This is a genomic window from Plantactinospora sp. CNZ321 (assembly GCF_004217235.1).
In genome coordinates, this window is the sequence record NZ_SHKQ01000001.1 from 1,356,657 (window position 1) to 1,372,681 (window position 16,025).

13 protein-coding genes, 1 tRNA gene and 1 riboswitch are annotated in these 16,025 nt (G+C 71.7%); of the genes, 5 read left to right on the forward strand and 9 right to left on the reverse strand.

Going from position 1 to position 16,025, the window contains the following annotated elements:
• The first annotated feature begins 38 nt into the window (after positions 1-38).
• On the forward strand, positions 39-1,088 hold the full coding sequence (locus EV371_RS05985; protein ID WP_130461167.1) for a hypothetical protein: 1,050 nt from the start codon (positions 39-41) through the stop codon (positions 1,086-1,088).
• A gap of 142 nt (positions 1,089-1,230) precedes the next feature.
• Here the strand turns inward: EV371_RS05985 and EV371_RS05990 are convergent.
• Positions 1,231-1,304, reverse strand: a tRNA-Gly gene (locus tag EV371_RS05990).
• Positions 1,305-1,516: 212 nt separating this feature from the next.
• Here EV371_RS05990 and EV371_RS05995 point away from each other — a divergent pair.
• Positions 1,517-2,515, forward strand: coding sequence for a zinc metalloprotease (locus EV371_RS05995; RefSeq protein ID WP_130461168.1), 999 nt, complete (start codon positions 1,517-1,519; stop codon positions 2,513-2,515).
• A 1-nt stretch (position 2,516) separates the two neighbouring features.
• Here the strand turns inward: EV371_RS05995 and EV371_RS06000 are convergent, their stop codons facing one another.
• Positions 2,517-3,086 carry a pyridoxamine 5'-phosphate oxidase family protein gene (locus tag EV371_RS06000; protein WP_130461169.1) on the reverse strand — a complete coding sequence of 190 codons (570 nt, stop codon included), beginning with the start codon at positions 3,084-3,086 and terminating at the stop codon, positions 2,517-2,519.
• 110 nt (positions 3,087-3,196) lie between these two features.
• Between EV371_RS06000 and dcd the strand changes: the two genes are divergently transcribed.
• Positions 3,197-3,775, forward strand: a complete 579-nt coding sequence (gene dcd, locus EV371_RS06005) for a dCTP deaminase (RefSeq protein ID WP_130461170.1) — start codon at positions 3,197-3,199, stop codon at positions 3,773-3,775.
• A gap of 101 nt (positions 3,776-3,876) precedes the next feature.
• On the opposite strand, the gene EV371_RS06010 is transcribed toward dcd, so the two are convergent.
• Entirely contained in the window at positions 3,877-4,914 is a 1,038-nt protein-coding gene (locus tag EV371_RS06010) for an NlpC/P60 family protein (RefSeq protein WP_130461171.1), read from the reverse strand.
• A gap of 12 nt (positions 4,915-4,926) precedes the next feature.
• A riboswitch (cyclic di-AMP (ydaO/yuaA leader) is annotated at positions 4,927-5,067 on the reverse strand.
• Between the two features lie 290 nt (positions 5,068-5,357).
• Between EV371_RS06010 and EV371_RS06015 the strand changes: the two genes are divergently transcribed.
• Positions 5,358-7,349 (forward strand): N-acetylmuramoyl-L-alanine amidase, encoded by a 1,992-nt coding sequence (locus EV371_RS06015; protein ID WP_130461172.1) that lies wholly within the window; start codon positions 5,358-5,360, stop codon positions 7,347-7,349.
• 22 nt (positions 7,350-7,371) lie between these two features.
• Here EV371_RS06015 and EV371_RS06020 read toward each other — a convergent pair whose 3' ends face one another.
• The 3 genes from EV371_RS06020 to EV371_RS06035 form a co-directional block, all read right to left on the reverse strand.
• Positions 7,372-8,421 (reverse strand): hemolysin family protein, encoded by a 1,050-nt coding sequence (locus EV371_RS06020; protein ID WP_130461173.1) that lies wholly within the window; start codon positions 8,419-8,421, stop codon positions 7,372-7,374.
• Positions 8,418-9,848, reverse strand: a complete 1,431-nt coding sequence (locus tag EV371_RS06030) for a hemolysin family protein (RefSeq protein WP_486484507.1) — start codon at positions 9,846-9,848, stop codon at positions 8,418-8,420. Before EV371_RS06030 ends, EV371_RS06020 begins: the two co-directional genes overlap by 4 nt.
• A 181-nt stretch (positions 9,849-10,029) precedes the next feature.
• Positions 10,030-10,767, reverse strand: a complete 738-nt coding sequence (locus EV371_RS06035; protein WP_130461174.1) for a hypothetical protein — start codon at positions 10,765-10,767, stop codon at positions 10,030-10,032.
• 249 nt (positions 10,768-11,016) lie between these two features.
• Here EV371_RS06035 and EV371_RS06040 point away from each other — a divergent pair, with 249 nt between their 5' ends.
• Positions 11,017-11,685 carry a DedA family protein gene (locus tag EV371_RS06040; RefSeq protein WP_130461175.1) on the forward strand — a complete coding sequence of 223 codons (669 nt, stop codon included), beginning with the start codon at positions 11,017-11,019 and terminating at the stop codon, positions 11,683-11,685.
• Positions 11,686-11,747: 62 nt separating this feature from the next.
• Here EV371_RS06040 and EV371_RS06045 read toward each other — a convergent pair whose 3' ends face one another.
• The 3 genes from EV371_RS06045 to EV371_RS06055 form a co-directional block, all read right to left on the reverse strand.
• The gene (locus EV371_RS06045; protein ID WP_130461176.1) at positions 11,748-12,392 is read right to left on the reverse strand and encodes a response regulator; all 645 of its coding nucleotides are present in this window, start codon (positions 12,390-12,392) and stop codon (positions 11,748-11,750) included.
• On the reverse strand, positions 12,383-13,600 hold the full coding sequence (locus EV371_RS06050) for a sensor histidine kinase (protein ID WP_486484508.1): 1,218 nt from the start codon (positions 13,598-13,600) through the stop codon (positions 12,383-12,385). The genes EV371_RS06045 and EV371_RS06050 overlap by 10 nt, the downstream gene beginning before the upstream one ends.
• Before the next feature lie 109 nt (positions 13,601-13,709).
• Positions 13,710-15,902: a heterodisulfide reductase-related iron-sulfur binding cluster gene (locus tag EV371_RS06055; protein WP_130461177.1), complete on the reverse strand. Its 2,193-nt coding sequence runs from the start codon at positions 15,900-15,902 to the stop codon at positions 13,710-13,712.
• Positions 15,903-16,025 lie beyond the last annotated feature (123 nt).

Genomic DNA, 16,025 nt, shown 5'->3' on the forward strand with positions numbered 1-16,025 from the left:
TGTCCGATCGCCAAACTCCTCAAAGCACGAGGGAACCCATGACAGCTTCCGTCAACTCCCGTCGCATGCTCGCCTGGACCGCGCCCGTGGCGCTCGCGCTGACCGCGCTCGCCCCGGCCCTGCCCGCCCAGGCCGCTGCCAAGCCCACTCCACCCACCATCACCGCCGGCCAGGTCGACAAGGACCTGAACGGCGATGGCATCGCTGACCTGGTCACTGTCGGCGGCCCGGACACCGGACTCGGGTCCGGCGTCTGGTCCGCGCTCGGCCTGAAGTCCCGCAAGACCGGCGTCGGCACCGGCCACGTTCAGACGGCCGTCAACATCGGCCTACACGGCAACGGCGCCGGCGGCACCGCATCCCCAGCCGAGTTCGACGGCGCGCAGATCATCACCGGCCTCTTCCGCGGTGAGACCGAAGAGGACTTCCTCGTCTACTACCCGGGCGGGGTCCACGCCGGCGTCGGCCTGGTCATCAGGGGCGCCGGCGACGGCACGATGCCCAACCCATACGGCAGCGGCATGGCGGTCATCGGCCGGGATCAGCTCCTCGACGCCAACGGCAACTCGCCGCTGACCCTGGTCAACGGATACGTCGCTGATGGACTCGACAACGGCCTTCCGGACCTGATCGGCATCTCCGGTGACGCCACCAACGGTTACCGCCTCGACTACCACCCCAACTTGGGCGCGCCGGGCGCTTACTTCGTCACCACCGCGCTGACCAACGCCACCCCGACGGGCGGCTCCGACTGGCAAAACTGGAGCATCGCCAGCACCGAGACCGCCTCCGGCCTCGCACTCTTCCTACGCAACGCCACCACCGGCGACCTGTACCTGTGGACTAGGGTCACCATGGTCGACAACGGCGACGGCACCGGCACGCTGACCTACATTCAGCACCGGGTGGCGGCGAACTGGAACACCGGCGTTCCCATCAGCACGCTGTGGGCCGCCGACATCAACACCGACGGCACGCCGGACCTGTGGACCGTGCTACCAAACGGCACCTACCGGGCGTACCTGATCTCCGGCCTGTCCACCGGCACCCCGGCGGTGACCGCCACCCGGGCCAAGCCGCTCGCCTGACCTGCTTGGGGCGCGCCACCACCCGGCGGCGCGCCCCAGCCATCACCGTCGAGGAGCCGCTGTTGAGTCCCTTAGCGGCCTCATACGCACGATAGCGATAAGGAAAAGCCCTGGTCGGCTTCCGCCTGACCAGGGCTCTTTCTGGAGCGGGTGACGGGAATCGAACCCGCACTGTCAGCTTGGGAAGCTGATGTTCTGCCATTGAACTACACCCGCGAGCGGACCCCACTGTACCCGGTCGGGTCCGATCATGCACTCACCCTCCCCGGCCGTACGACCCCGAGCACCTTCCGTCGGCTCGGATCGGTCGTGAACCACGCCGTACTGCCTCGTTTGCAACTCGGGCCACGGCTAGTAACGTCCGCCGCACCTGCAACTATGTCTCTGCGTCATCGCAGGACGACTCTCTGAATGCAAAGGGTGTAGCAATGGCGTTTCGTGGGCTGCGGTGGTCGTCGCGTTCCGGCGTGACCGGCATGGCGAGCATGTTTCTCGTCCTGCTGCTCGTACCCGGTCCGGCGATGGCGGCACCTCCGGACTCGGCCCGGCGGTCGGACGAATCGGGCTGTGTCGCGCCGATTGGAGGCCACACCGTGGTCCGAGGCGCCAGGGCGAGGCCCGGTGCGCCGCACATCACCGAGCCGAACGAGCTGACCCCGGCCGAGGCCGCCGAACTGGAGCGTGCGGTCGACTCGGCGTACGCGCAACGGGTCGGGGTCGCGCCGCTCGGCGTACCGGGGAGGGGGTTCGGGATCACCGTTGACGTGGTGTTCCACGTGGTCAGCGAGAACCGGAGCAGGGCCGGCGGGAACATCCCGATGTCGATGATCCGCGCCCAGTTGAGGGTGCTCAACGACGCCTTCGGTGGGCGTACCGGTGGGGCCTGGACGCCGTTCCGCTTCAGGTTGAAGAAGGTGAACCGGGTGGTCAACCCGGCCTGGTATCCGATCGTGTCGGAGAGCCCGGCGGAGGCGCAGATGAAGCGTGGGCTGCGGGTCGGCGGCAAGCACACCCTGAACATCTACACCGGGTTGCTGGAGGACCAGCTACTCGGCTGGGCCACCTTCCCGAAGGGCGACCTCGACCCGTACGACGGGGTGGTGGTGCTCGCCGAGTCGCTGCCGGGCGGCACGGCGGCGCCGTACGACGCCGGTGACACGGCCATCCACGAGATCGGGCACTGGCTGAATCTCTACCACACCTTTCAGCAGGGCTGTGCGGGCCAGGGTGACCACGTCTTCGACACGCCCGCCGAGGCGGAACCGGCCTTCGGCTGCCCGGAGGGACGGGACTCCTGCCCGACGGGGCCGGGCCTCGACCCGGTCCACAATTTCATGGACTACTCCGTCGACGACTGCATGTACGAGTTCACGTACGGCCAGGTGTTCCGGATGCTGAAGGCGTGGAAGGCGTTCCGGGAGCCGTAGGTCAGGACGCCGGAACCGGCTGCTCTTCGACGGCCCGGCGCCGGCCGCGTCGCCTTGGGCCGGCGACGCTGCCCTCGGGTGCGGTGACGGCACCGGCCGGGTCGAGCCAGACCTGCACGGCGGGTCGCTCGGACCGCTCTCCGCCGGCGAGCGGGGTGGCGCCGTTGCTGCCGTGCCGGGCCACCATCGCCACGTCGACGGTGAACTCGAAGAGCCGCCAGTCGACCTGCGGCGCGGCCCGCAGGTTGCCGGCGAGCCGGTCCACCCGGGCCTGGTCGGTCACCGGCCGGGCCCGGCCGGCGACGTACGCCTCGTCGTCGCTCTCCTCGGGCGGAAACGAGTGCAGCGCGTAGCGCCCGTCCCGTTCGAGGTCGCGCCGCTTCGGGGAGTCGACGACGAAACAGAAGAGTCCCTCGTCGGTGATGACCGGGGACACCGGGTGCACCCGCGGCCCACCGTCGGCGCGCACGGTCGCCAGGTAGCCGAGACCCGGGCCGTACTGCTGGATGAGGACGCGGATCGCGTCGGCGAGTCGGGGCTCGTCAGAGGCGAATTCGGACCAGGATGCCATGCGTACATTCTATCGAACACATGTTCGATCACCTACCCCGATCCCACCCGCGTCCCACCCATCGGCGAGGTCGCGGCCGGTCGCCGCCCTCGACTCGCTAAGGTGATCCGGTGCTGCTCTCCGACCACGACCTAGTGATCGAGATGAAGTCGGGCACGCTCGCGCTGGAGCCGTTCGATCCCGCGCTGGTGCAGCCGTCGAGCATCGACGTACGCCTGGACCGGCTCTTCCGGGTCTTCAACAACCACCTCTACACGCACATCGACCCGGCCGTGCAGCAGGACGACCTGACCTCGCTGGTCGACGTGCCGGACGGCGAGCCGTTCGTGCTGCACCCAGGCGAGTTCGTGCTCGCCTCGACGCTGGAGGTGATCTCCCTCGGCGACCAGCTCGCCGGCCGGCTGGAGGGCAAATCGAGTCTGGGCCGGCTCGGCCTGCTCACCCACTCGACCGCGGGCTTCATCGATCCCGGATTCTCCGGACACGTCACGCTGGAGCTGTCGAACGTGGCCAACCTGCCGATCCGGCTCTGGCCGGGGATGAAGATCGGTCAGCTCTGCATCTTCCGGCTCTCGTCGCCGTCCGCGCACCCGTACGGGTCGGCCGTCTACGGCTCGCGCTACCAGGGGCAGCGCGGTCCCACCCCGAGCCGCTCCTGGCAGAACTGGCGCACCTGGCCCACCGGCTGACGCCACGCCACGCCACGCGCCGGCCAACCCCGGATCGAACGGCAGAACCCCCGCCGCAGTCGCGCGACGGGGGTTCTGCCGTTGGCCTGGTCCGGGAGGCGTCAGCCCGGTCGACCGAAGCTGTGGATGTCGGTGCCCAGCCGCTTCATCTTGATCGGTTCGCCGGCCCGGGAGGCGTGCACGATCCAGCCGTCACCGACGTACATGCCGACGTGGCTCAGGTTGGCGTAGTAGAAGACGAGGTCACCGGGGCGTAGCGCGGAACGGCTGACCGACTTCACCGCGCCGCGCTGGGCGCGGGCGTTGTGCGGCAGCGAGACGCCGCCCTTGGCCCACGCGGCCAGGGTCAGGCCGGAGCAGTCGTACGAGCCGGGGCCGTCGGCACCCCACTTGTAGGGCTTGCCGATCTGGGCGCAGGCGAACTTGACCGCCTTGCCGGCCGCGCCTCCGGGGTAGGTGGCCGGGCAGGGCGCGGGCCGCAGCGGGCCGGCCGAGCCGTTCCCGTACGCCTGGATCCGCAGCTTCTGAAGCCGGTCGACCTCGGCGTCGATCTCCTTCTTCTTCGCCGCCAGTTCCGCCTCGGTCTTGGTCAGCTGGCTGACCAGCCGGTCCAGCGGGGCCTTCTGGGCGGCGTACTTCTCCTTGAGCGCGACGACCGCCTGCACCTCGCGCTGCTGCTGCCGCGCGAACTGGTCGAGCACCGAGAGCTGGCCGACCAGCGCGGTCGGCGACTTCGAGGTGAGCAGGGCGTTGACCGCCGAGGCCTTGTCACCCTTGTACGCCTGCACGGCGAAGTCGCTCACCCGGTTCATCGCGGCGTCGATCTGCGACTGGAGCGGGGCGATCTTCTTCTGCAGGGCGGCGGCCTGCTTCTTCTTCGCCGCCAGGTCCTGCCGGGTGGCGTTGTGCTTCTCGACGACCGGCTCCAGCTTGCGCCAGGCGGTGTCGATCTGCTGCTCGATCTCGGCCACCGTCGGCTCGGCGAGCGCCGGCGTCGTGCCGGTGAAGAGCACGGCGGCGCTGGCGAGTGCGGTGATCGCGATGGCGAGAATGGACCTTCGAGAGCGCGGTTTCGTGTCCCCGGAGTCGGTGGATGCCGACCGGAGGGATGACGACCGCAGCGGGGCAGGGGGAGCCACCGGGGTCCGTACTCCTTCTTCCGTAGCCCGCCTACCGGGTTAGCTGACGGGTTCGGGCGGGAAGATTGTCGCCCTACCGCGTTCGACGCGGATTCACCCCATGAAGCTCGGGTCCCCGGTTCGCTGAGTGTGACGATTCGGCGGTGTCGAGACGTCGCCGCCCGGCTAGGCGGCCTGCCGTCGGCTCGACGGTCCCCAACACTAGAGAAGGGTGTTATCCAAACGCAACCCCGTGATTGGAGTCGATTCGTTAGGTATTGGGGCCGTCGCTGACGGTGGGAAAGCCGTTCGGACCCCGCCGGGTCCGCCGGACACGCTCGGTATCCGTGGTGGAGTGAGTGAAAGATTTCTACATGGTGAGCAGCATGCTCGGCAGGTATTGACCGACAACGGTCCCGGGTGGAGGGTGATCATCAAGGCCACTCCCGGCTCATGGAGGTTCGATGCTTCCCACGACACACCCGCTGAGCAGGAAATTCGCGATCGGGGTCGCGATCGCCGGCGCCGCCGCGCTGCTGCCGGCCAGCCCCGCGCCAGCCGCCGTCGCGGCCCCCGACACCCGGCAACAGGAGTACGCCGCGGCGGCGGCCGAGTTCGGCGTACCCGAGAGCGTGCTGCTCGGCGTCTCCTATCTGGAATCCCGCTGGGACACCAACGCCGGCACGCCGAGCACCAGCGGCGGGTACGGCCCGATGCACCTCACCGACGTCGCCGGACTCGCCGCCGAGCCGGGGCATCCCGAACACGGCGAGGACCGGCGCGGCGACCCGGCCCGACCCGCCCGCCCCGCGACCGGACCCGCCGGCCCGCACGCCGACCGGACCGGCGCCCCACCCCCCGGCGGGCAGACCCTGGACGCCGCCGCCGCACTGACCGGAGCCGACGAGCACCTGCTCCGCGCCGAACCGGCGGCGAACATCCGGGGCGGGGCGGCGCTGCTGGCGTCGTACCAGCGGGCGCTGGCCGGACCGACGGGCCCGGCCAGCGACCCGGCGGCCTGGTACGGCGCGGTGGCCCGGTACGCCGGCAGCGACCGCGCGGACGCCGCCGCGGCCTTCGCCGACGAGGTGTACCGGACCATCGCCGAGGGCGCCAGCCGGACCACCGACGACGGCCACCGGATCACCCTGCCCGGCCGACCCGGGATCGTCCCGCAGCGCTCCTGGCTGGATCGGCTCGGCCTGCCCGGCCGGCCCCGCCCGGACGGGCTGGAGTGCCCCCGCGACATCTCCTGCGAGTGGATCCCCGCCCCCTACCAGGCGTTCGGGGACGGCGACTACGGCAACCACGACCTCTCCGACCGGCCGGCCCGGCAGAAGATCGAGTACATCGTCATCCACGACACCGAGGGCAGCTACGACACCACGCTGCGGCTGGTGCAGGATCCCACCTACGTGAGCTGGCAGTACACGCTCCGCTCGGCGGACGGGCACATCGCGCAGCATGTCAAGGGCAAGGACGTGGCCTGGCACGCCGGCAACTGGTACGTCAACGCCAAGGCGATCGGCCTCGAACACGAGGGCTTCGCCGCCCAGGGCACCTGGTACACCGAGGCGATGTACCGGACCTCGGCCAAGCTGGTCCGCTACCTCGCCGACCGGTACGACATCCCGCTGGACCGCCACCACATCATCGGGCACGACAACGTCCCCGGCATCCTGCCGGCGAACGTGCGCGGCATGCACTGGGACCCGGGCCCGTACTGGGACTGGTCGCACTACTTCGACCTGCTGAGGGCACCGCTGCGGGGCATCGGCATCCCGGCCGCCGGCCTGGTCACCATCGCCCCGGACTTCGCCACCAACCGGCCGGCCTTCACCGGCTGCGAGACGGCCGGGGTGCCCTGCCCGGCCCGGGGATCGTCGGCGGTGATCCTGCGTACCGCGCCGGCCGCCGACGCGCCGCTGGTCAACGACATCGCCCTGCGGCCGGACGGCACCCCGAACACGATGCACATCTCCGACCACGGCGCCCGGGCGTCGGCCGGGCAGACGTACGCGCTCGCCGGCCGGCAGGGCGACTGGACCGCGATCTGGTACCTCGGGCAGAAGGCGTGGTTCCACAACCCGAGGTCGAACCCGACCGCGAAGTGGACGCTCGGGCTGGTCGCGACCCCGAAGCCGGGCCGGGCGACGATTCCGGTGTACGGCAGGGCGTACCCGGAGGCGGACGCCTACCCGGCGGGCGTGCCGGTGCAGGCGGTCACGCCGTTGCAGTACACCCTCGCCGCCGGGCAGCGGTACGCCGTCGGCAACGTACTGCCCAGCGAGTACTACCGGGCCAGCACCTTCGACGGCTCGTCACCGGGTGACTGGACGGTGATCCGGGGCGACCTGCGGTACGTGCAGATCCAGTTCGGTCACCGGATCATGTTCGTGAACGCGGACGACGTACGCCTGCTGCCGTCGCCGGTCGGCGCACCGCGACAGGGCTGACCGGCAGCGCACCGCGACAGGGCTAACCGGCCGTCGGTGCGGGTTGTTGTGCGGTGCCGGTGGGGTCCGTGGCCGTCCCGACGACGGCGGTGAGCACGTCGTCCAGCGTGACCACCCCCATCGGCACCCGCCCGTCGCCGACCAGCACCATGTGCCGGCGCTCCCGGCGCATCGCCAGCAGCAGGTCGGCGAGGCTCCGGTCCGGCGGCACCACGGCCAGCGGCCGGAGCAGCGCCGCCGGCACCGGCGCCCGGCGGGCGGCACCGGAGTACCCGATGATGTCCTTGACGTGCACGAAGCCCAGCACCCGGCGGGTGGAGCGCTGCACCACCGGAAACCGGGACCGGCCGGTGCGGGTCGCCAACACCTCCAGGGAGGCCGCGGAGACGTCCTCGGCCACGGTGGTGACGGTCGCCCAGGGCCGCATCGCGTCCGCGGCGGTACGTCGGTTCAGGGCCAGCGCGCCGGTGATCCGGGCATGCTCCTCGGAGCCGAGCAACCCCTCGGTACGCGCCTGCGAGACCAGCCCGGCGAACTCCTCGGCGGTGAAGACCGTCTTCACCGCGTCGGTGGCCTCGATCCGCCACAGACTCAGGATCCGCGCCGACGCCCACTTCATCGCCAGCAGCAGCGGCTTGGTCGCCACGCAGAACGACAGCATCGCCGGCCCGAGCCAGAGCGCGGACAGCTCCGGCCCGGCCAGGGTGATGTTCTTCGGCACCATCTCGCCGATCACGGTGTGCAGGAAGACCACCACGCCGAGCGCGCACACGAAGGCGACCGGATGCACGGCACGGTCCGGCAACCCGGCGGCGTGGAACGGCCCCTCCAGCAGGTGCGCCAGCGCCGGCTCGGCGATGGCGCCGAGGCCGAGCGAGCAGATCGTGATGCCGAGCTGGGCACCGGCGATCATCAGCGGGATCTGGTTCATCGCCGAGAGCGCCCACCGGGCGCGCTGCGAACCGGCCGCCAGCGGCTCGATCACGGTACGCCGGGACGCGATCAGCGCGAACTCGCTGCCTACGAAGAAGGCGTTGCCGAGCAGCAGGCCCAGGGTGATCAGCAGATTCACCCCGCGACCTCCTCCGGCCGGACCACCCGGACCCGCTCGATCCGATGCCGGACCACCTCGACCACGGTGAACTCGAAGCCCTGCTCCTCGACGGTCTCGCCGGCCACCGGGATGTGGCCCAGCCGGGCCAGCAGAAACCCGGCGAGTGTCTCGTACGGGCCCTCGGGCAGCCGGAAGCCGACCTGTTCGATCACCTCGTCCCCGCGCAGCATCCCGTCGACCAGCACCGTGCGTTCCCCGCCCGGCACCCTCGACGCGACCGGGCTCTCCTCGGCGGCGGCCGCGCCGGACCGGGCCGCCCGCGGGTCGCGCCCGGCCCGCTGCGGGTCGAACCCGGCCGCCCGCGGGTCGAACCCGGCCGCCCGCGGGTTGAACCCGGCCGCCTGCCGGCCGAGCCCCTCGGCGACCGGGTCGAACTCGTCCGCGATCTCCCCGACCAGCTCCTCGACCAGGTCCTCGACGGTCACCACGCCGTCGGTACCGCCGTACTCGTCGACCACGATCGCCAGGTCCGCGCCGGCCGAGCGGAGCGCCGCGAGTACGCCGTCCAGGTCCAGGCTCTCCGGCACGTACACCGGCTCCCGGGCCACCGTGGCCACCGTGGTCACGGCCCGGCGGTTCGGTGGTACGCCCAGCGCGTCGACCACCCCGGCCACCCCGGTCACCAGGTCCACGGTCTCCTCGTAGACGGGGAACCGGGTCCGGCCGGTCTGCTGGGCCAGCGCCAGCAGCTCGGCGACGGAGGCGGTGGCCCGCAGCGCGACCACGTCGACCCGGGGTGTCATCGCCTCGGCGGCCCGCTTGTCGCCGAACCGGATCGTCCGTTGCAGTAGCATCGCGGTCTCCCGGGGCAGGGCCCCGGCCCGGGCCGAGATCGCCGCCAGCAGGCCGAGTTCCTCGGCGGAGCGGGCGCTGGCCAGCTCCTCCTGCGGTTCGACGCCGAGGCGACGGACCAGCCAGTTCGCCGAGTTGTTCAGGGCCCGGATCAACCAGCCGAAGATCCGGGAGAAGGCCCGCATCGGCCCCGCGGTGGCCAGCGCGGCCCGCATCGGCCGGGCCAGCGCGGCGTTCTTCGGCACCAGCTCGCCGAAGAGCATCGACAGGAGCGTCGCCAGGGCCAGCGCCAGCAGCGGGGTGGCCCGCCCGGTGGCGTCCCCGGCGACCGGCCGGAGCAGCGGGGCGAAGAGCTTGGCCAGCGCCGGCTCGGCGAGATAGCCGGTGAGCAGAGCGGTGATGGTGATCCCGAGCTGCGCGCCGGAGAGTTGGAAGGAGAGTTCACGCAGCGCCTTGCGGACCCTACCGGCCCGCCGGTCGCCGCCGGCCACCCGCCGGTCGAGTTCCGCCCGGTCCACGGTGACCAGTGCGAACTCGGCCGCGACGAAGAGCGCGTTCCCGCCGGTCAACAGGACGAAGCCGAGCAGCGGCAACAGGGTGCTGAGGAGTAGGGCGTCGATGATGCGTTCACCTCGACCGTGGTTGCGTCCCGCCCGCGATAATCGAGCACAGTACCGCCCCGACCAGGCGTCGGCTGCCCGGTGCGCGCGGCGGCGTCGTGCCGGCCGAGCAGCAGGGAACCGGCCACCGGGCCGGACGTCGTACCCCGGTGGCTCAGTGCCGGAAGCAGCGCCAGCCGAACGGGTCGCGGCCCGCTCGGTTCTCCGCGAACGCCGCATCGCCGTAGCTGTCCCGGCAGGCCCGGTCGATGTCGACGGTCCGGGCCGGCAACAGCAGCCGACCGCACTCCCAACCGCCGTCGTCACGGGTGTCCGCCCAGCTCAGCCCGCCGACGTGCGCGTCGCAGTAGCGGTCCATCATCCTGGCCAGCTCGTCCCGGCCGTTCGGGCCGAGCAGCACGGGCTGCGGCGGTGGGGGCGGAGGGCTAGTGGTCGCGGGAGGCGACGGACCGGTGGTCGCGGGTGGCGTCGGCGCCGCCGCATCCGCCAGCGGTGGCCTCGACGGTACCGGCGGGGTCGGTGCCGGAGCACCGGTCGCCCGGGGTGTCGAGGTCGGGTTCGCCGTCGAGGTCGCGGTCGGGGTCGGGGCGGCCGGACCGGTCGGCGGGGCGTCCGCCGGGGTCGGCCCGGCAGCCGGGGTCGACTCCGGTGCCGGCGGGCTGGCCACCGCTGCCGGTATCCCGCCCCGCGGCTCGGTTCCGCCACCCCAGACCGTCGTCCGGAGCGTCTCCGCCCCGAACGGGATCGCAAGAAGCAGCAACCCTGCTCCAAGCCCCACCGTGGAGATCAGCCGGAGCCGGCGTCCGGCCCGGTCGGGCCGGACGACCGGCCCGACCCTCCGGTGTCGCCCGCTGGACTCCGCCACCATCCGGTGTGGTGCGCTTTCCGCCACGCGGCGCCCGCCTCCTCGCGGTCGAAGGGGGCCGCCGTCGGCCCACCGTCGTCTGGGCCGTCGGCCCACCAATCGCCTGGGCCGTCGGCCCACCGTCGTCTGGTCGGGGCCGCCGACGGCGGTCCGACATCGACAGGTACGAACGAGCGCCGTGTGTGGTTCACCGCAGTCCGTGACTGTGGCGCCCGGCAGTGGACCGGGTGCCGATCCACAGTGTACGGACGGGCCACGCATACTAGCGTCGGATTCATGATCGATAATACGGCCCCGGTGGCCGCCGAACCCACCCCGCTGAGCGGGATCGCCGAGTGGGCGACCGACCTGATGGACAGGCTCGGTGCCCCCGGAGCGGGCCTGGCGGTGGCGCTGGAGAATCTCTTCCCGCCGCTGCCCAGCGAGATCATCCTGCCGCTCGCCGGTTTCGCCGCCAGCCGGGGCGAGATGAGTCTCTGGTCGGCGATCTTCTGGACCACCCTCGGGTCGGTGCTCGGCGCGCTGGCGCTCTACTACCTGGGCGCGTTGCTCGGCCGGGACCGTACCCGGGCGATCGCCGCCCGGCTGCCGCTGGTCAGGCTCGCCGACGTGGACCGTACCGAGGCGTGGTTCGTGCGGCACGGGGTCAAGACGGTCCTCCTCGGCCGGATGATCCCGATCTTCCGCAGCCTGATCTCGATCCCGGCCGGCATCGAAAGGATGCGGCTCGACGCCTTCCTGCTCTGCACCGCCCTCGGCAGCCTGATCTGGAACACCGTCTTCGTGCTGGCCGGCTACCTGCTCGGCGAGAACTGGCACCTGGTCGAGGAGTACGCCAGCCTGTTCCAGAAGCTGGTGATCGTGACGGTGGCGCTCGCCGTCGGCTGGTTCGTGCTCGCCCGGCTGGCCCGGCGCGACCGCCCACGCAGCCGCCACCGAGCATGACGAGTTGTACGGAAAGGGCCCCTTCTACACCAGAAAACGATAAGAAGGGGCCCTTCCTTACGTCAGCCCCCGAGGTAGCGGAGTACGGCGAGCACCCGCCGGCTGTACCCGGTGACGTGTGCCAGGTCCAGCTTGTCGAAGATGGCGTTCACGTGCTTCTCGACCGCGCTCTGCGAGACGTGCAGCTGCCCGGCGATGGCGGCGTTGGTGTGCCCCTGCGCCATCAGGTCGAGCACCGCCCGCTCCCGTACGGTCAACCGGCTCAGCGGGTCGGTGTGGCTGGTCCGGGCCAGCAGTTGGCGTACCACCTCCGGGTCGAAGGCGGCGCCGCCGTCACCCACCCGGGCGAGCGCGTCGAGGAACTCCCCGACCTGGGCCACCCGGTCCTTGAGCAGGTACCCGACACCGCCACTCTGACTGGTCAGCAGCTCCACGGCGTACCGCTTCTCGACGTACTGGGAGAGCACCAGCACCCCGACGGCGGGCCAGCGGCGGCGGATCTCCAGCGCGGCGCGCAGCCCCTCGTCGGTGTGGGTCGGCGGCATCCGCACGTCGACCACCACCGCCTCCGGCGGATCCGCGGCGACGGCCGTGACCAGCGCGTTCGCGTCGCCGACGGCGGCGGTGACCCGATGTCCCTCCTCGGCCAGCAGCCGGACCAGCCCCTCCCGGAGCAGGATCGAGTCCTCGGCCAACATCACTCGCACGGCAGCTCCGCGACGACGGTGGTGGGGCCGCCGGCCGGGCTCGCCACCCCGAGGTGGCCGTCCAGCGCGGCGATCCGGCGGGCCAGTCCGGACAGGCCGACGCCGGTCGGGTCGGCACCGCCGACGCCGTCGTCGACGACCGTCACGACCAGCCGGCCGTCCCGGGCCGCGATCTCGACGTCGACCCGGCTGGCCCGGGCGTGCTTGGCGGCGTTGGTCACCGCCTCCGAGACCACGAAGTACGCGGCGGTCTCGACCGCCCGTCCCGGCCGGCCGGTCAGCCGGTGGTCGATCCGGACCGGCAGCCCGGCGTGTTCGGCGACCCGGGCCAGCGCGTCGGCCAGCCCCAGGTTGTCCAGCGCGGTCGGATAGACCCGCCACGCCACCTCGCGGAGGTCGTCGAGGACCCGGCCGGACTCCTCGTGCGCCTGGCGCAGCAGCTCCGCCGCCCTGGTCGGGTCGGCGGTGCGGCGGGCCCGGCCGACCAGCATGCCGAGCGCGACCAGCCGCTGCTGTACGCCGTCGTGCAGGTCCCGCTCGATCCGCCGCCGCTCCGCGTCGACCGCCGCCACCACCCCGGCTCGGCTGGTGGCCAGCTCGGTGATCCGCCGTTCGAGCACCTCCCGGCCGCTCGGTCCGAGGAACCGCCGGGCCAGTCGGCGATCCAGTGCGACCACTCCGATGCTGCCCTGCACCACCAGGAAGAGGCCGACCAGCCCGAGGACGAGCTGGGCCAGGAAGGTCAGCGGGCTGCTCTCGCCGCGTACCGCCTCCCAGATCCAGAGCCCGCCGGAGAGCACGCCCCAGCCGAAGAGCAGCAGTACGAAGCCGCCGAGCATGCCGACCGCCCAGCGCAGGGCGAGGTAGCGTACGGCCCGCCGGCCGGTGTAGTCGGCCGCGTTCTCGCTGCCCAGGAACGTCTCCAGCCGCCACCGTTCGACCTCGGCCAACTGCCGGGCACCGGTCTCGATCCGCTGGACGATCCGGTCCGCCGTCGCCCGGTCGGAGTCGGCGCGTACCCGGAGCACCAGCAGGATCGCGCCCAGCCCGAGCAGGTACGTCAGCTCCACCGTCGCGGTCACCGCGCCGATCAGGAGTCCGACGCCGAGCCGGAACGAGCGGCGGAGCAGACCCGGCAGCGTACGTCCGGCGTCCGGCCGGGGCGCCGGTTCGGCACCCCGGCTCGCGATCTCCGGCCCTGCTGACACCTCTGGAGGTTACCGGTGCGGTTTTCCGCAGGTAACGGGCTGGGGAGTCCCGCACCGCAGGGCCGGCCAGCCCGGGCTCAGCCGGCCCTCGGAGCCGGCCAGCCCATGCTCAGCCGGCGGTGTCGGCCGGTTCGGGGTCGCCGGGGGCGGCCGGCGTCACCGAGCGGAGCAGTACGGTGGCGACGTCGACCACCTCGACCTGCTCGCCGGCCTCCTTGCCGTTGACTCCGTCGTTGAGCATCGTGGAGCAGAACGGGCAGCCGACGGCGATCGTCTTCGCGCCGGTCGACATCGCCTCCTCGACCCGGTCGACGTTGATCCGCTTACCGATCCGCTCCTCCATCCACATCCGGGCACCACCGGCGCCGCAGCAGAAGGAGCGCTCCTGGTTACGCGGCATCTCGGTGATCCCGTCGGCCGCCGCCGCGCCGAGCACCTCGCGGGGCGGGGTGAAGACCCGGTTGTGCCGGCCCAGGTAGCACGGGTCGTGGTAGGTCAGGCCGCCGTCCACCGGCTGGACCGGGGTGAGCCGGCCCTCGGCGACCAGGTGGGCCAGCAACTGCGTGTGGTGCACGACCTCGAACTCGCCACCGAGTTCGCCGTACTCGTTGCCGAGGGTGTTGAAGCAGTGCGGGCAGGTGGCCACGATCTTGCGCTTCGCCGGCTCGCGGTCGCCGAACGCCTCGTTGAGGGTCTCGACGTTCTGCTGGGCGAGCATCTGGTAGACGAACTCGTTGCCGATCCGCCGGGCCGGGTCGCCGCTGCAGGTCTCGCCCTCGCCGAGGATGGCGAAGTCGACACCGGCGGAGTGCAGCAGGGTGGCCACCGCCCGGGTGGTCTTCTTGGCCCGGTCCTCGAACGCCCCGGCGCAGCCGACCCAGAAGAGGTACTCGAAGTCCTCGACCTCGCCGACCCGGGGCACCTCGAAGTCGAGCCCCTTGGTCCAGTCCTCCCGGGTGTTCGGCGGGGCACCCCACGGGTTGCCCTTGTTCTCCAGGTTGCGCAGCATCACGCCGGCCTCCGACGGGAAGCTCGACTCGATCAGCACCTGGTAGCGGCGCATGTCCACGATGTGGTCGACGTGCTCGATGTCGACCGGGCACTGCTCGACGCAGGCGCCGCAGGTGGTGCAGGACCAGAGCACGTCCGGGTCGATCACCCCGAGTTCCTCGGCGCCGCCGACCAGCGGCCGGCCCGCCTCGGCCAGCGCCAGCGCGTCCACCTGCGCCAGCTGGGCCTCGGTACCCTTCTCCTCGCCGGTCAGGTCCTTGCCACCACCGGCGAGCAGGTACGGCGCCTTGGCGTACGCGTGGTCGCGCAGCGACAGCACCAGCAGTTTCGGCGAGAGCGGCTTGCCGGTGTTCCAGGCCGGGCACTGCGACTGGCACCGCCCGCACTCGGTGCAGGTGGTGAAGTCCAGCAGCCCCTTCCAGGTGAACTGCTCGACCTGGGCCACCCCGAACTGATCGGACTCCGGGTCGGCCTCCTCGAAGTCGAGCGGCTTGCCGTTGCTGGTCATCGGGCGCAGCGCACCGAGACCGGAACCGGGCCGGCCGGGGTCGCGCTTGAAGAAGATGTTGGGGAAGGCGGCGAACCGGTGCCAGGCGACGCCCATGGTGACGTTCAGCGCGATGACGATGACCCAGGTCATGGAGATCGCGATCTTCACCAGGGCGGTGACGCTGGTGCCCGCCTCCCAGGCCGGCAGGAGCGCGCCGACGGCGTGGCTGACCGGGGTGGCCCAGGCCGGGAACTCGAAGTGGTCGGTGGCGACCTTGAAGCCCCGGATCAGGAACCCGCAGATCAGTACGGCCAGCACCACGGCCTCGACGAAGTAGCCCTGCCACATGGTCGAGCCGGTGAACCGGGACAGCCGGGCCGGGTTGCTCGGCCGGTTGGCCAGCCGGATGCCGATCAGGACGAGGATCCCGAGCAGCCCGAATACTCCGATCAGCTCGGTGACCAGCCCGTAGCCGACCCAGTGCCCGATCAGCGGCAGCCCACCGGTCGGGCTGACCACCTCGAAGTACGCCTCCAGCACCAGCAGCGAGAGGACGAGGAAGGCAACCATCACGAACCAGTGCGCGGCACCGACCACGCTCCAGCGGAGCATCCGGGTGTGGCCGAGCGTCTCGACCAGCATGGTGCGGGCCCGGGTGCCCCGGTCGGTGAAGCGTCCCGGGTCGGGCTGCCCGAGTCGGACCACCGCGGTCATCCGCAGCACCGCGCGTGTCGCCAGCCATACCGCGACCGCGGTGATGCCGGCCGCGAGGATCGTGGTGACGATCTGGACGCTGCCCATGCGTGTTGGCCTCCCCGTCCTGCTGCCTACCCCTCGTCAGCCGTCGGCCGACGGTCCGTCGACCGACGGCGACGACGATGTACGCAGCCTACGCGGCGAGGTTACTCATTGGTAACGTGACTA

Bases quoted from the DNA above. Each gene is read 5' to 3' on its own strand.
- EV371_RS06000 (WP_130461169.1), bottom strand. From the start codon at position 3,086: ATGGCATCCTGGTCCGAATTCGCCTCTGACGAGCCCCGACTCGCCGAC.
- EV371_RS05995 (WP_130461168.1), top strand. From the start codon at position 1,517: ATGGCGTTTCGTGGGCTGCGGTGGTCGTCGCGTTCCGGCGTGACCGGC.
- EV371_RS06040 (WP_130461175.1), top strand. From the start codon at position 11,017: ATGATCGATAATACGGCCCCGGTGGCCGCCGAACCCACCCCGCTGAGC.
- EV371_RS06015 (WP_130461172.1), top strand. From the start codon at position 5,358: ATGCTTCCCACGACACACCCGCTGAGCAGGAAATTCGCGATCGGGGTC.
- EV371_RS06055 (WP_130461177.1), bottom strand. From the start codon at position 15,902: ATGGGCAGCGTCCAGATCGTCACCACGATCCTCGCGGCCGGCATCACC.
- EV371_RS05985 (WP_130461167.1), top strand. From the start codon at position 39: ATGACAGCTTCCGTCAACTCCCGTCGCATGCTCGCCTGGACCGCGCCC.